This is a genomic window from Kosakonia oryzendophytica (genome assembly GCF_027886705.1).
GTDB lineage: Bacteria > Pseudomonadota > Gammaproteobacteria > Enterobacterales > Enterobacteriaceae > Kosakonia > Kosakonia oryzendophytica.
Genome location: NZ_CP115659.1, coordinates 4,703,806 through 4,718,540, shown reverse-complemented (window position 1 = coordinate 4,718,540; position 14,735 = coordinate 4,703,806). Strand labels below are relative to the sequence as shown.

Below are 14,735 nucleotides of genomic sequence, written 5' to 3'. Positions count from 1 at the left end.
AGCCGACAAACTCAGACAGGTTTGTCGGTTTACTCCGCGTCACACCGTCCGGCGGTTAGAGCCAGAACCCTTTGCAGCACTCCAGCCACGCCTGAGCACTACGTGAAAGGTAAACCCCTTCGCGCCAAATCATCCCCAGTTGCCAGTGTAAATCGCTCTGTAACGGCAGCCAGCGCAGCGTCTGCTTATCTAACCGCTGGCATATCGGCTCCGGCAATATCGCAATACCCACACCGGCCTGCACCATGGCCGCAAGGAAATCCCACTGGCCGCTGCGCACCGCAATGCGCGGCTTCACGCCGTGCTGATTGAACAACTGCATTAACTGGCGGCTGAGGGCGAAATCTTCGTTATAAATCAGCAAAGGGTGCTCTCCCAGCTCTTCCGGTGTGACCACCTCGCGTTCAACCCACTCTCCGGAGCGCGGCACCAGCACACACATTGGGTGGCTGAACAGCGGCAGCGTCGACAGACCGCTCTCTTCTTCTATTGGCAGCGCCGTCATGGCCAGATCCAGATCGCCGCTGACCACCGCTTGTTGCACCACCAAACCGCCAAATTCAGAGATTTTAAGCTCTACGCCAGGGTAGCGCTGGCGAAACAGGCTGATCGGTCCGGCCATCAACATACCGACCATCGGCGGAATGCCAAGGCGTAACACGCCTTTATTCAGATGGTTAATGTCATTGAGTTCGGCTTCCAGTTGACGAAATTCCGCCAGGATCGCCACGCCGCGCTCAAACACCACTCGCCCGGTATCGGTAAGCAGAAGTTTGCGGCCATCGCGGATGATCAGCGTGCAATCCAGTTCATCTTCCAGATTCTTCAGCATTTTGCTGATGGTTGGTTGGGTGACAAAAAGACGTTCCGCCGCGCGAGTGAAGCTTTGCTGGCGAACCACCTCCACAAAATAACGCAGCGTTCGGATGTCCATAACTATTCCTTTCAACTATGCCCGCGATGATTTTAATTCATTTCTGTCACGCCTGGCGGCTCTCTATACTGAGCGCCTGCATATTTCATGGGAAATCAATATGGACGTGGCGTTAAGACGTGTTACGCCTGCCCTTGTGCGTCGTCTTCAGGTCCCGGTTCAGGTCGTACTGTACGCCGGGCTGTTCATCGTTGCTGAATACCTTGTCCAGTGGTTGCATCTGCCGTTACCTGCCAACCTGGTGGGCATGCTGCTTATGCTGGGCTTAATCGTGTGCCGGGTGATCCCGCTGAATTGGGTACGGGAGGGGGCGCGCTGGCTACTGGCGGAAATGTTGCTGTTTTTTGTGCCTGCCGTGGTCGCAGTGGTGAATTATGCGCAATTGTTGATGGTGGACGGTTGGCGTATTTTTGCCGTCATTGGCCTGAGTACGTTACTGGTGCTTGGCGCGACGGCCTGGGTAGTGGATAAGGTCTATCGCTTTGAAGTGAGTAGGCTAAAAAATGAGTGAGTTCTCATTAAGCGTACTGTGCCTGTTATTGACGCTGGGGTGCTATTTTCTCAATAAGCGTATTTACCGGCGTTTCCACACCTTGCCCTTAATGCCGCTGGTCTGCACGCCTGTGCTGTTAGTGTTGCTGCTGGTGTTTGGGCATATCTCGTACCAAAGCTATATGGGCGAGTCGCACTGGCTGATATGGTTTCTGGGACCGGCGACCATCGCTTTTGCCGTCCCGGTGTATGAAAACCTGGCGATCATTCGCCGCCACTGGATGTCGCTGTCCGCGGGGGTGATCACCGCTACCGTGGTGGCGGTCACCAGTTCGGTCTGGCTGGCGCGCTTATTCACATTGCCGGATGCGATCCAGCGTAGCCTGGCGGTCCGTTCGGTTACCACGCCGTTTGCGCTTGCTGCCGCGAAACCCCTTGGAGGGCAGCCTGATTTGGTGGCGCTGTTTGTTGTGGTGACGGGCGTGTTCGGCATGGCGGTGGGCGATATGCTGTTTCTGCGTTTGTCGATCCGCGAAGGGATGGCAAAAGGTGCAGGCTTTGGCGCGGCTTCCCACGGTGCGGGCACGGCGCGATCGTATGAGTTGGGGCCGCAGGAGGGCGTCGTTGCCAGCCTGGTAATGATGCTCTCTGGTGTGGTGATGGTGCTGAGTGCTCCGCTGGTGGCATGGGTGATGTTTTAATGCCCCGCCAGCGCTGACGGGGCGCAGGGGTTACTGTTTTTTCAGGCGGGCGACCAGTTCAAACTCGTTAAAATTAACCGGGCGCTGTTGCTGCATGGCGATATTCCCGGCGATGCCGGTCAGGATCGACATGGCGCCCGCGCGGTGATCGGCGGCGCGTTTTAAGGGATCATGACCCGGTTCGCCAAACAGGTCCGCCAGCATGGCATTATCGCCGCCGCCATGTCCCCCCTCGCCGAGGATAAAGTCTGCTTTCCACGGTGCGGCGAACATCGGGAAGACGGTAATGTCACAGGATTCAAGGCTGCCCTCATTGGCGCGCTCGCCTCCGGCGTTAACGTAAGATTTTTCGACGATTTTCATCTCCAGCCGCCCCTGACTGCCGTTAAAAACCACGTTGAGCCCTTCCCACGGCAGGTAAGTGTTCAGTGAATAGCTCAACTGGCACTGGTTCTGGTATTTCACCAGTACCGACAGCGTATCTTCAATGGTGATGCCATCGCTGAAGACGCTCTGATCGCGCCAGTAGTGGTCTTCATGCTCCGCATCCAGGTACAGCGCTTTCAGTTGTGGATTCTCATCCATGTGCAGGGCAAAGGGATCGTTTTTCGCAGCAGCATAACCATGGGCGCGTGGGTAAAAGTGGCTGATGCCGCGTTTTTCCGCGTTCTCTTTACCGTAAAAGCGCAGCCCGCCTTCGGCATAAACCCGAAGGGGATAGCTGTCGAGCCAGAAGTTCATCAAATCAAAATGATGGGTCGATTTGTGCACCAGCAATCCGCCGCTGTTGCGTTTTTCCCGATGCCAGCGGCGAAAATAGTCCGCGCCATGTTCGGTATTCAGCAGCCACTCGAAATGCACCGAGTAGACCTCGCCGATGGTGTTGTTCATCAGCAACTCGCGCACTTTGCTGTGGTGCGGCGCATAGCGATAGTTAAACGCCACGCGCACGGTATGCCCGGTCTGTTCAATGGCATCCAGAATGCGTAGTGCGCGCTGTTCATCAATGGTCATCGGCTTTTCGGTGATCACATCGCAGCCGGCATGCAGCGCCCGCACGATATAGTCATCATGGGTACGGTCCAGGGTGGTGACGATAATGATGTCCGGCCGGGTTTCCGCAATCATCGTTTCAAACTGCGCGGCTTTCCAGGTAGAAACCGGTGCAGCGCCTTCGTTTTTTAACAGCTGATTGGCGTACTCCATCCGTGTCTGGTTGCTGTCGCAAAACGCTACCATGCGGGCATTCTCTTTCCACTGACCACCAATGGCGGAGATATATAATCCGGCGCGCCCGCCAGTACCTACCAGCGCATATTTTTTCATCGCATCCTCGCAAGTCATAAATGAATTAACGTGTTGATGTATTAAAACGTTGTTTCAGGTTGGATTTTTTACTGTAGCGCGATGGCGGAAGAGGGGTACTGGCAGGTGGGGAAAATGTGATCCCCGGCCATTACTGGCCGGGGTAGAGCATTAATGTGCGCGGCCTTGTTCGATACCAATACCGGTCTGCGAACGGATAAACTGCGCGCGGAACAGTTCGCGCTCGCGGTTACCCTCTTCGGAGTTATCGGTGATGGAGAAGATCCAGATGCCGATAAACGCAATCGCAATGGAGAACAGCGCCGGGTACTCATACGGGAAGACAGCGGTAGCATGACCGAGGATCTTCACCCAGATAGTTGGGCCAAGCACCATCAGGATCACGGCGGTTAACAGGCCAAGCCAGCCGCCAACCATTGCGCCACGAGTGGTCAGTTTCGACCAGTACATGGAAAGCAGAATGATCGGGAAGTTGCAACTGGCGGCAATCGAGAAGGCCAGTCCGACCATAAAGGCGATGTTCTGGTTTTCAAACAGGATCCCCAGCAGGATAGCCACCACGCCAAGCACCAGCACGGTGATTTTCGAGACCTTCAGTTCCTGACGCTCCGTTGCACCTTTACGGAATACGTTGGCGTAGAGATCGTGAGAAACCGCAGATGCACCCGCCAGCGTCAGCCCGGCCACCACCGCAAGAATGGTGGCGAAGGCGACAGCGGAGATAAAACCGAGGAACAGGCTGCCACCGACCGCATTAGCGAGATGCACTGCCGCCATATTGTTGCCGCCAATCAGCGCGCCCGCCGCATCTTTAAACGCCGGGTTTGCGCCCACCAGCATGATGGCACCAAAGCCGATGATAAAGGTCAGGATATAGAAGTATCCCATAAATCCGGTGGCGTAGAAGACGCTCTTACGGGCTTCACGCGCGTCGCTGACGGTGAAGAAACGCATCAGGATATGCGGTAAACCCGCAGTGCCGAACATCAACCCCAGCCCGAGAGAGAGGGCCGAGACAGGATCTTTAACCAGCCCGCCAGGACTCATGATCGCGCTGCCTTTTGGGTGCACGGACATGGCTTCGCTAAACAGGTTATTAAAACTAAAGCCCACATGCTTCATCACCATAAAGGCCATAAAGCTGGCACCGAACAGCAGCAATACCGCTTTGATGATTTGTACCCAGGTGGTAGCCAGCATGCCGCCGAACAGCACATACATCACCATCAACACACCCACCAGTACGACCGCAACGTGGTAGTTCAGGCCGAACAGCAGTTCAATCAATTTACCGGCGCCGACCATCTGCGCAATAAGATAGAGCGCCACCACCACCAGCGAACCGCAGGCGGAGAGTGAGCGGATCGGACCTTGTTTAAGACGATACGAGGCAACATCGGCAAAGGTATAGCGCCCGAGGTTACGCAAGCGTTCGGCAATCAGGAACAGGATGATCGGCCAGCCGACAAGAAAGCCGAGCGAGTAGATCAGACCGTCGTAACCGGAGGTGTAAACCAGTGCGGAGATCCCAAGAAAAGAGGCCGCCGACATGTAGTCACCGGCAATGGCCAGCCCGTTTTGCAGGCCAGTGATATTGCCGCCAGCGGTGTAGTAGTCGCTACGTGTGCGGGTGCGTTTAGACGCCCAGTAGGTGATGCACAGTGTTAACGCCACAAACACCACAAACATGATGATCGCCTGCCAGTTGGTGGGCTGGCGTTGTACTGCACCGGTAATGGCATCGGCGGCGTTGGCTGTGAAAGGCAGTGTGGCGGCAAGCGCCGTCAGGACTCTCTTCATGATGCTTTTACCTCGTTCATCACCGCTTTTGTCAGACGATCAAACTCACCGTTTGCCCGCCAGACGTACACGCCGGTCAGCACAAACGAAATCAGGATCACACCAATGCCAATCGGAATACCACGCGTTACGCTGGTGCCTTCATGCAGCGGCGTACCGAGCCACTGTGGTGCAAAGGCAATCAACACGATAAAGCCGACATAAATAATCAGCATGATGATGGAAAGGATGAAGGCAAACCGTTGCCGTTTTTCCACTAACTCCCTGAAATGCGCACTGTTTTCAATCTGTTGATAAATATTATTCATCACAGAATTCTCCAGAGGTAAGGTCGAGGCGTTTTTTTGTACCCTCCCCCGAAGGGGAGGGCTGTAGGGGAATTACGATGGCATGGTGATTGCCTGCTTCTCTTCGAGCAGTTTCTCCACGACACCCGGATCGGCGAGCGTCGAGGTATCACCCAGATTACTGGTATCGCCTGCGGCAATTTTGCGCAGAATACGGCGCATAATTTTGCCGGAGCGGGTTTTCGGCAGCGAGTCGGTCCAGTGCAGGACATCCGGCGTTGCCAGTGGGCCAATCTCTTTACGCACCCAGTTGCGCACTTCGGTGTACAGCTCTGGCGAAGGCTCTTCGCCATGATTTAAGGTGACATAGGCGTAAATGGCCTGGCCTTTGATGTTGTGCGGAATGCCCACCACGGCGGCTTCGGCGATTTTCGGGTGCGACACTAAGGCCGACTCAATTTCCGCCGTGCCCAGACGGTGACCGGAGACGTTGAGCACGTCATCCACGCGTCCGGTGATCCAGTAGTAGCCATCTTCATCACGACGGGCACCGTCGCCACTGAAGTAGCGGTTCTTAAAGGTCGAGAAATAGGTTTGTTCAAAGCGTTCGTGATCGCCAAACAGGGTACGGGCCTGGCCCGGCCATGAATCGGTGATCACCAGGTTGCCTTCTGTTGCGCCATCCAGCGTGTTGCCTTCGTTATCGACCAGCGCAGGCTGAACGCCGAAGAACGGGCGGGTGGCGGAACCGGCTTTCAGTTGGGTTGCGCCCGGCAGCGGGGTGATCATAAAGCCGCCGGTTTCGGTCTGCCACCAGGTATCCATGACCGGGCATTTGCCATTGCCGATTTTGGACCAGTACCACTCCCAGGCTTCCGGGTTAATGGGCTCGCCCACGGAGCCTAAAATACGCAGTGACGAACGGTCGGTGCCTTCAATCGCTTTATCGCCTTCAGCCATCAGTGCACGGATCGCCGTTGGCGCGGTATAAAGAATGTTCACCTTATGTTTGTCGACCACCTGGCTCATTCGTGCCGGGGTCGGCCAGTTTGGCACCCCTTCAAACATCAGCGTAATTGCGCCGCAGGCCAGCGGACCGTACAACAGGTAGCTATGACCGGTGACCCAACCGACATCGGCGGTGCACCAGTAAACATCGCCCTGGTGGTAGTCGAAGACATATTTAAAAGTTGATGCGGCATACACCAGATAACCGCCGGTCGTATGCAGAACCCCTTTCGGTTTGCCGGTCGAGCCTGATGTATAGAGGATAAACAGGGGATCTTCTGCGCCGACGGCGACAGCCTGATGTTGGTCGCTGGCGTTAGCGGTCAGATCGTGCCACCACAGGTCGCGGCCTTCATGCCACTCCGTGTTGCCACCGGTACGTTTCAACACCACCACATGTTCAACGCTATTCACGTGCGGGTTTTTCAGCGCGTCGTCGACGTTTTTCTTCAGCGGGATAGTACGTCCGGCACGGACGCCCTCATCGGCGGTGATTACCAGACGTGAACTGGAGTCGATAATGCGCCCGGCAACGGCTTCCGGCGAGAAACCGCCGAAAATAACCGAATGCACAGCGCCAATGCGTGCGCAGGCGAGCATAGCGACGGCGGCTTCCGGCACCATGGGCATATAAATCGCCACCACATCGCCTTTTTTAATGCCGAGATCGACCAGCACGTTAGCAAAACGGCATACGTCGCGGTGCAACTCGCGATAGGTAAGGGTTTTGCTCTGGCTTGCGTCATCCCCTTCCCAAATAATCGCTGCCTGGTCGCCGCGTTCAGCGAGGTGTCGGTCCAGGCAATTGGCGGCAAGGTTTAGCGTGCCGTCTTCATACCATTTGATGGAAACATTGCCAGGGGCGAAGGAGGTGTTTTTCACCTTCGTATAAGGCGTGATCCAGTCGAGGATCTTGCCTTGTTCGCCCCAGAAAGCGTCAGGGTCTGTTACGGATTGCTGATATTTGGCCTCATACTGCTCCGGATTAATCAGGCAACGTTCCGCAATATTTGCGGGAATATCGTGTTTATGTATTTGGCTCATGGCATTTGCTCTCCTTGTAGGATGTTAATAATATGTCACGTAAAAGTTAATTGAAGAGCCCTTACCCGTTTTGTTTATTATTTGCGCGACAGATCACGCATTAATTGTATGGTATGAAAAAGCAGCAAAATAAATGCACTAGCGTGCATTGGAAGCAAAAAAAAGCGGCGCGGGGATAAAATAGATTCATAACAGCAGGTTATGAAAAGTGACAATTCGATTACCCTGGTAGGGTGGCCTGGCGGTATGTGAAGATAAGTCTCTGAAAATTTATCGCCTGATAGATAGGGTGTTTATTATTTTTTGTGTCAACTATTCACTTTTCTACTGAACAATCGCAGGCACGCTTCCCGCAATAAATTGTCAGCACGGCATTTTTCCTGCCTAAAAAATACGCAAATGAACAAATACGCGCTAATAATTTCCAAACGTAAATATTGGAATTGGGCTGGCTAAAAATTTTTTTATAACAAAAACTTATTTAACGTAACTAAAATAAAAGACGGTTTTTAGATAAAAATTCAGTCAAACCCCCTCCCGGTATAGGGTTGCGCGTTACACCCCGCAAATGGTACTGATAATGCGCATTAAAAAACCCCGCAATACCGTGCGACGCTAATCATACCCTTTCAGTATGTGTCGTTCCTGAGCATGGAATGGTGCTTCATTGAGGATGTCTGTAGTTATGAAAAACATGAAAGTCAGCCTGGCCTGGCAGATTTTGCTGGCCCTGGTGCTGGGGATTCTTCTGGGTAGTTATCTGCATTACCAAAGCGACAGCCGTGAATGGCTGATTGCCAATCTCCTGTCTCCGGCAGGCGATATCTTTATCCATTTGATCAAAATGATTGTGGTGCCGATTGTTATCTCCACGCTTGTTGTCGGGATTGCCGGTGTCGGTGATGCGAAACAGCTCGGGCGTATCGGCGCGAAAACCATCATCTATTTCGAAGTGATCACTACGGTTGCTATTGTTCTTGGCATCACGCTGGCGAATGTGTTCCAGCCGGGTGCGGGTATCGATATGTCGCAGCTGGCGACGGTGGATATTTCGAAATACCAAAGCACCACCGCGGAAGTGCAAAGTCACGCCCACGGCCTGATGGGGACGATCTTATCGTTGGTGCCGACCAATATCATCGCGTCAATGGCAAAAGGCGATATGCTGCCGGTTATCTTCTTCTCGGTACTGTTTGGTCTGGGGCTCTCTTCTCTGCCAGCATCGCACCGTGAACCGTTGGTGACGGTGTTCCGCTCAATCTCTGAAACCATGTTCAAAGTGACCCACATGGTCATGCGCTACGCGCCGGTAGGTGTGTTTGCGTTGATCTCAGTGACGGTGGCGAATTTCGGTTTTGCCTCGCTGTGGCCGCTGGCGAAGCTGGTGATCCTCGTCTATTTCGCCATTCTGTTCTTTGCCTTGGTGGTGTTGGGTATTGTGGCGAGAATCTGCGGGCTGAGCATTTGGATTCTGATTCGTATCCTCAAAGAAGAGCTGATTCTGGCGTACTCCACTGCCAGTTCGGAAAGCGTGCTGCCGCGCATTATCGAGAAAATGGAAGCCTATGGCGCACCGGCATCAATCACCAGCTTTGTGGTGCCGACCGGTTACTCCTTCAACCTCGATGGTTCCACGCTGTATCAGAGTATTGCCGCGATCTTTATTGCCCAGTTGTACGGCATTGATCTGTCGCTCGGGCAGGAGATTATTCTTGTACTGACATTAATGGTAACCTCAAAAGGCATTGCTGGCGTACCGGGTGTCTCGTTCGTGGTGTTGCTGGCAACGCTGGGCAGCGTCGGTATTCCGCTGGAAGGCCTGGCGTTCATCGCCGGTGTTGACCGTATCCTCGATATGGGCCGTACCGCGCTGAATGTGGTGGGCAACGCGCTGGCGGTACTGGTGATTGCGAAGTGGGAACACAAATTTGACCGCAAAAAAGCGCTGGCGTATGAGCGCGAAGTGCTGGGTAAATTCGACAAAACCGCCGATCAGTAAGCTTACTGAACCCCTTTTGGTGCATCCGCACGAAAAGGGGTTTTCTGTTATTCCGTTACGCCTCTCATTTCTTCTCTTCCGTATACCTAACTGATTGACACCGCTTATCTTAATGCCATGCTGGTTCGATATATTCACCAGAAGGATTAACGCTGAAATGACCACGCGTAAACCCGATGAGGAAAACAGCGATGCGGCGTATCGTCGCGTCCGGCTGGAAGATATCGCCACGCGTTGTGGCACCTCGCTGAGCACCGTTTCCCGCGCGTTATCCGGGGAAAAGGGCGTGAGCCAGGCGCTCCGTACCCGCATTCAGGACGTGGCCCGTGCGATGCGTTACGCGCCGGCACAAGAGATGGGGGGCACGCGCATCGTCCTGGCGGTGTCACAGGTGGCGATGCTTGATTACAGTCGCTATCAGTTCAGTTGGTATGTTCTGCAAGGGTTAAAAGAGCGAGCGAAAGTGATCGGCGTGGAACTGACGACACACGCGCTGAGTGGGGAAGATGACGATGCGATGCAAGCGCTGCTAAACGAACCCGACATTGGCGGTGTGCTGGCGTTGACCGTCGATGATCCGGTTTTTCTCAATGCGATGGCTAACCTGAAAAAACCAGCGGTACTGGTCAATAGCGAAGATCCCCTGATGCGCCTGTCCAGCGTTTTGCCCTGTAACCGTTCGGCGACCCGCATGGCCTGCGACTACCTGATCGCCCGTGGTCACCGCCATATCCTGTTTCTGACGCATCCCGGGCGGCGCACTATTGAACAGCGAGAAGAGGGCTGGCGCGAAGCGATGCGCTGTGCGCAATTATCCTGCGAAAGTGTGGATATTTTGAGCGTCACTGACTGGTTGCCGGAACTCGCTGAACAGGCGGTGATGGCGTGGTTTGCTCAGCATTCACACCCGCATACCGCCATCTTGTGCGCCAATGATTCGTTGGCGCTGGGGGCAATAGCGGGGCTGGACAAATTGGGTATTCGCGTGCCGGAGGATATCTCTGTGGTCGGAATGAACGATCTGCCGCAAGCGGAATTTGCCTCACCGGCACTCACCACCGTGCACCTGCCAGTACAGGAAATGGGAACGCTGGCGCTTGAGTTGTTGCAGGACATGATTGCGGGAACCCTTGAGATCCCGCGCCGTATTGAGCTGGCTTGTTCAATGGTGGAGCGTCAGTCGGTTTCGGTCGCACCATAAATCACCCGGCAGGCGTACCTGCCGGGCGGTACATCAGTCAAACTTCGCACGTTCCATTTTTGGTACTAACAACAAATACATCACACCCCATGCCACCAGGTAAGCGACCGAACTGATGGCGAACAGTGCCCAGTAGTTTCCGGATGCCTCAAGCACTGCGCCAATCACCGTAGAGAAGATAACGCTGCCGATCATGCCGAAGGTGCTACCAATGCCGACCACGGAACCGACCGCCGCATTGGGGAACAAATCTGAAACAGAGGTCAGTATATTGGCCGACCAGCCCTGGTGCGCGGCGGCGGCTAATCCGACGATAGCGACGGCTGCCCACAGGCTTTCAACCTGCGTTGCGGCAAAGATTGGGATCACCAGGCAGGCACAAATCAGCATGGTGGTTTTCCGCGCTTTGGCGGCGCTGAAGCCGATACTCATCAGCTTACCGGGCAACCACCCGGCGCCGAGGCTACCGACAATGGCGAACAGATAGATAACAATCAGCGGCAGACCCAGACCTTCCATTTGGATGCCGCGCGACTCGTTGAGCCATTTCGGCAGCCAGAACAGGAAAAACCACCAGATTGGGTCCGTCAGCATTTTGCCCAGCGCGAACGCCCAGAGCTGCCGGTATTTGAGTAAGTGCGTCCATTTAATGGCCGACACGTTCACAACTTCTTCTTTGTCCTGCCGGATCCACGCCAACTCTTCGGCATCGGCTTTGTCGCTGGCTTTGCCAAAAGCAAGGAACCACGGGATCAACCAGAGAAACCCAACGCCGCCGAGGATAAGAAATGCGCCATGCCAGCCATAGTGCAGTGCAATAAAAGGAATGAGCGCTGGCGAAATCACCACGCCGATATTCACCGCTACGCCAAGAATGCCGGTGGCGAGTGTGCGCTCCTTTTTCGGGTGCCAGTCAGAGATGACTTTCATTGCCGCCGGAAAGTTAGCCGACTCCCCCAAACCGAGGATCACCCGCACCACCATAAATCCCACCACGGTACCCACCACAGCATGCAGCATGGCCGCAGCGCTCCAGACCACCATCGCAATGGCATAGCTGATACGTGTGCCCAGCTTGTCGATAATACGCCCGCAAACCAGCGTACCGACGCCATAGGCAATGGTGAAGGCATTGACCAGCCAGCTGTATTCGATTTGCGTCCAGCCAATGTCTTTTTGCAGCATGGGGGCCAGCAAGCCCAAAATTTGCCGATCCATATAGTTGACGGTGGTGGCAAACACCAGCATGGAACAAACCAGCCAGCGGTAATTGCGCTTTGGCTTCGCGACCGCGCGTGCCGGGTTATGGATAGCATTTGGGTTAACGTCTTGTTGTGGTTTGCCAGCTACGCTGGCCTGCTTATCAATCTGTGTTTCCATAGGATCTCTCCAGACCCGGACAGCCTCTGGCCGGGTCATTAAGCGACAGGGGACTACAGAGGAAGTTCGCGGCTTTCGCCTGCAACGGTCCAGGTTTTGGGGTCCAGCACCCGGCCTTGCGCCTGTACTCTGCCGTCGGCGTGGAAGAACACCTCTCCGTATTGCGGATCGCGCACCAGCAGCACGCCATCCGCCTGTTCTTCTACCGCCAGACCGGCAACGTCGCGCTCAAAGGCGTCCAGCGACGTGATGTGTGGGTCGTCATTCAGTCGAATTAACCAGCAGGTTTCGCGCCCTGTCAGGCGGACCTCGCAATGGCGCGTTGGCCCATGTGTGGCGATCCCGAACGGCACATTGCCGCTGAGTTGCACCATGCCTTCGCCACCGCGCAACAGAATGCGATCGCCAGCGATACGTACCTCGCTGAATGCGCTTTGCGCAAGCCAGGCATGCGTGAAGTCGGGTTGCCCCGGATGGGTGCGAAAGGAGACCACCGCCAGCCCGCGATACTGCTGTACGCGCGGCAGGGTACCGCAGCCTCCCCAGTAAGAGGGGCGGCCAAAGCCACCGTGTAGCGTTTCGCCAGGATGGTTAATCCACAACTGTGCTTCCGGAATATCACCAATGCGCATATGCACTGGCGTCTCCTGGTAACCCCACTCTCCCCAGCGATACCCGGCAATGGAGCCCATGGCGACGTGGCGGGTTTTGTAGTGATAGAGCCGGGCAATGCGGTTAGCACCCTGAGCAAAATGCCACTCCAGTGCGTTATCGCCTTGCCAGACCGCGACCTCGGCTAACGCGGCTGGTAAGGTAATTTTTTGCTGGCGCATCAGTAGCGCGAGCTGGGGTAACGCATGGAAACGGCAGCCGTAGTTCCCTTTTCCCCACAGCAAACGGGCGATGGCGGAAAGCTCCAGCGAGCGTCCGGCGCGTAAAGTGTATTCGTATGAACGCCCCTGAGAGGCGGTAAGGATTCCCTGGTGGGCAGAACGGGCTATTTGTTCCAGCAGACGGGCAATAGCCCGCTGGCTACGCGTAGCAATCTCTGGGTCTTCGGCCAGCGCCGCCAGTGCGCTCAGACCTTTTAAATCAATGGGGAAGTAGGGCGCGGAGTTCCATTCCGCCATTTCGCACTGCTCAAAATGATCGAGCCATGCCAGCACGCGCGTGCGCCCGACATCGGCCTGATCGCGACCGGTACGTCCGGAGCGGACAAAGGTCGCTTGCGGGAAGTAACTGCCCGCGAGGTAAGCGGCGGTATGGAACAGCAGCGCATGGTTTTCCGAGAAGTACCACTGCACATCATTACCGGGTTCATCCATCCAGTAGCGAAAGTTGAGGATGGCATGATCGATTTTAGTACGCGTCGCTTCGGCAATCTGCTCACCCCAGACAATACGGCACCACAGCAGCGGCACTAGCGTGAAGTCGGCGCAATCGTGGCATGCTTCCACCGAGGGCAGTACCCCTTCCAGCATGGCATGTGTCTGTGTGTCGTTCAGGTTACAGGCCAGCCGTGCCAGGGCTTTTACACTGCTGTATTCCCCCTGTGTCGCGACATAGTGCAGCGCTTCATCAATACGCGCATCGAGTGTTGCCGGAACCTGGCGCTGTTGCTGCGCGTGGCAAATCTCGACACCCAGTGTGCGGGTAATGCGAAAGTCATCCTTTTCTAAGGTAATGATAAAATTACGGAAATCCGCCGGGAGGGACTCGCTCGGGGCAATGTCGACTACCTTCTCACCTTTTTCCAGCGTTAGCGCAATGTCGACAGGTTGATCAAGGGAGATAAAATCGCCGACGATGCGCACATGGAGCTGCAATGTTTCCGGCGCGACGGTGGGGAAGCATAAGCGAATGGTGCCAGCCGTATAGGTGGAGTGCTCGAACGACATACCTTCCAGCAAGTGTTCCATTTGCAGGGCAAGGGTGTCGACAACCGGCGTGGCCAGCGCCACGTGTAATGGCGCGCCGTGCAGGAAATCTAACTGAAAGAAGAAGCGGATATCGCGCTCCGCCAGGTCATCAAACCAGACGGCAATGTCGTTGAGCCCGGCCTGTAATGGCACGGTAAATTCAAACTGACTTTCCAGGTTGCGCTGATAGTCGGCTTTCCATGCGACCTCTTCACCGTTAACCGTGACAATGGCCGCACCACAGGTAGTCAGACGAAAGGTATAGTCGCCGTCCTGTTCGGCAACCAGGTGGGTTGCTGCCTGCGCACCGACACGGGTTGGACGAAACCAGAAACCGGAGAGATCGACGCGATCTGAACCGAAGGGAAACCACCATTTCGTCATCCGTACATCGCCAAAGGGTACGGGCTTTATCCCGGCAAACTGTTGACGGAATTCCGTACGACATGGATACGTATGAGGAATGAAATTTTTATGCTTGCTTAAAAAGAAGAACGGGTCCATTTCTCCTTGCATTGGCGCGTCGGCGACGTCGTAACACTGCGAAGAAATTGCTGATAATTGCCAGTAGCGAATAGCATTATTATTCGGTAAAGGGAAATAACAATAATGTCTGTGTTGAAGCATGGTCATTATTTACTCCA

At 54.9% G+C, this 14,735-nt stretch carries 11 protein-coding genes; 4 read left to right on the top strand and 7 right to left on the bottom strand.

Translation table 11 applies throughout. The annotated features are described in order from the left end of the window. Positions 1–55: 55 nt before the first annotated feature. The gene (locus O9K67_RS22750) at positions 56–934 is read right to left on the bottom strand and encodes a LysR family transcriptional regulator (protein WP_061498701.1); all 879 of its coding nucleotides are present in this window, start codon (positions 932–934) and stop codon (positions 56–58) included. Positions 935–1,034: 100 nt separating this feature from the next. Between O9K67_RS22750 and O9K67_RS22745 the strand changes: the two genes are divergently transcribed. Together O9K67_RS22745 and O9K67_RS22740 are read left to right on the top strand one after the other, a co-directional pair. Beyond that, positions 1,035–1,445, top strand: coding sequence for a CidA/LrgA family protein (locus O9K67_RS22745; protein WP_061500235.1), 411 nt, complete (start codon positions 1,035–1,037; stop codon positions 1,443–1,445). Continuing rightward, positions 1,438–2,127, top strand: coding sequence for an LrgB family protein (locus O9K67_RS22740; RefSeq protein WP_061498698.1), 690 nt, complete (start codon positions 1,438–1,440; stop codon positions 2,125–2,127). Before O9K67_RS22745 ends, O9K67_RS22740 begins: the two co-directional genes overlap by 8 nt. A 30-nt stretch (positions 2,128–2,157) precedes the next feature. Here O9K67_RS22740 and O9K67_RS22735 read toward each other — a convergent pair whose 3' ends face one another. The 4 genes from O9K67_RS22735 to acs form a co-directional block, all read right to left on the bottom strand. Continuing rightward, positions 2,158–3,453: a Gfo/Idh/MocA family protein gene (locus tag O9K67_RS22735; protein ID WP_061498695.1), complete on the bottom strand. Its 1,296-nt coding sequence runs from the start codon at positions 3,451–3,453 to the stop codon at positions 2,158–2,160. A gap of 150 nt (positions 3,454–3,603) precedes the next feature. Then, on the bottom strand, positions 3,604–5,253 hold the full coding sequence (gene actP, locus O9K67_RS22730) for a cation/acetate symporter ActP (protein ID WP_061498693.1): 1,650 nt from the start codon (positions 5,251–5,253) through the stop codon (positions 3,604–3,606). Beyond that, a complete protein-coding gene (locus tag O9K67_RS22725) occupies positions 5,250–5,561 on the bottom strand; it encodes a DUF485 domain-containing protein (protein WP_061498690.1) in 312 nt (103 codons plus the stop codon). The genes actP and O9K67_RS22725 overlap by 4 nt, the downstream gene beginning before the upstream one ends. A gap of 72 nt (positions 5,562–5,633) precedes the next feature. Next, positions 5,634–7,592: an acetate--CoA ligase gene (gene acs, locus O9K67_RS22720; RefSeq protein WP_061498688.1), complete on the bottom strand. Its 1,959-nt coding sequence runs from the start codon at positions 7,590–7,592 to the stop codon at positions 5,634–5,636. Positions 7,593–8,277: 685 nt separating this feature from the next. Between acs and gltP the strand changes: the two genes are divergently transcribed. Next, the gene (gltP, locus tag O9K67_RS22715; protein WP_061498683.1) at positions 8,278–9,591 is read left to right on the top strand and encodes a glutamate/aspartate:proton symporter GltP; all 1,314 of its coding nucleotides are present in this window, start codon (positions 8,278–8,280) and stop codon (positions 9,589–9,591) included. A 157-nt stretch (positions 9,592–9,748) separates the two neighbouring features. After that, positions 9,749–10,792 carry a LacI family DNA-binding transcriptional regulator gene (locus tag O9K67_RS22710; RefSeq protein WP_061498680.1) on the top strand — a complete coding sequence of 348 codons (1,044 nt, stop codon included), beginning with the start codon at positions 9,749–9,751 and terminating at the stop codon, positions 10,790–10,792. 33 nt (positions 10,793–10,825) lie between these two features. On the opposite strand, the gene O9K67_RS22705 is transcribed toward O9K67_RS22710, so the two are convergent. Next, entirely contained in the window at positions 10,826–12,172 is a 1,347-nt protein-coding gene (locus O9K67_RS22705) for an MFS transporter (RefSeq protein WP_082794189.1), read from the bottom strand. Positions 12,173–12,225: 53 nt separating this feature from the next. Beyond that, complete coding sequence (locus tag O9K67_RS22700) at positions 12,226–14,724, bottom strand: hypothetical protein (RefSeq protein ID WP_408612828.1); 2,499 nt, start codon at positions 14,722–14,724, stop codon at positions 12,226–12,228. Between the last annotated feature and the right edge of the window lie 11 nt (positions 14,725–14,735).

Coding starts and splice junctions, on each gene's coding strand:
- O9K67_RS22750 (WP_061498701.1), bottom strand. CDS start 934: ATGGACATCCGAACGCTGCGTTATTTTGTGGAGGTGGTTCGCCAGCAA.
- O9K67_RS22745 (WP_061500235.1), top strand. CDS start 1,035: ATGGACGTGGCGTTAAGACGTGTTACGCCTGCCCTTGTGCGTCGTCTT.
- O9K67_RS22740 (WP_061498698.1), top strand. CDS start 1,438: ATGAGTGAGTTCTCATTAAGCGTACTGTGCCTGTTATTGACGCTGGGG.
- O9K67_RS22735 (WP_061498695.1), bottom strand. CDS start 3,453: ATGAAAAAATATGCGCTGGTAGGTACTGGCGGGCGCGCCGGATTATAT.
- actP (WP_061498693.1), bottom strand. CDS start 5,253: ATGAAGAGAGTCCTGACGGCGCTTGCCGCCACACTGCCTTTCACAGCC.
- O9K67_RS22725 (WP_061498690.1), bottom strand. CDS start 5,561: ATGAATAATATTTATCAACAGATTGAAAACAGTGCGCATTTCAGGGAG.
- acs (WP_061498688.1), bottom strand. CDS start 7,592: ATGAGCCAAATACATAAACACGATATTCCCGCAAATATTGCGGAACGT.
- gltP (WP_061498683.1), top strand. CDS start 8,278: ATGAAAAACATGAAAGTCAGCCTGGCCTGGCAGATTTTGCTGGCCCTG.
- O9K67_RS22710 (WP_061498680.1), top strand. CDS start 9,749: ATGACCACGCGTAAACCCGATGAGGAAAACAGCGATGCGGCGTATCGT.
- O9K67_RS22705 (WP_082794189.1), bottom strand. CDS start 12,172: ATGGAAACACAGATTGATAAGCAGGCCAGCGTAGCTGGCAAACCACAA.
- O9K67_RS22700 (WP_408612828.1), bottom strand. CDS start 14,724: ATGACCATGCTTCAACACAGACATTATTGTTATTTCCCTTTACCGAAT.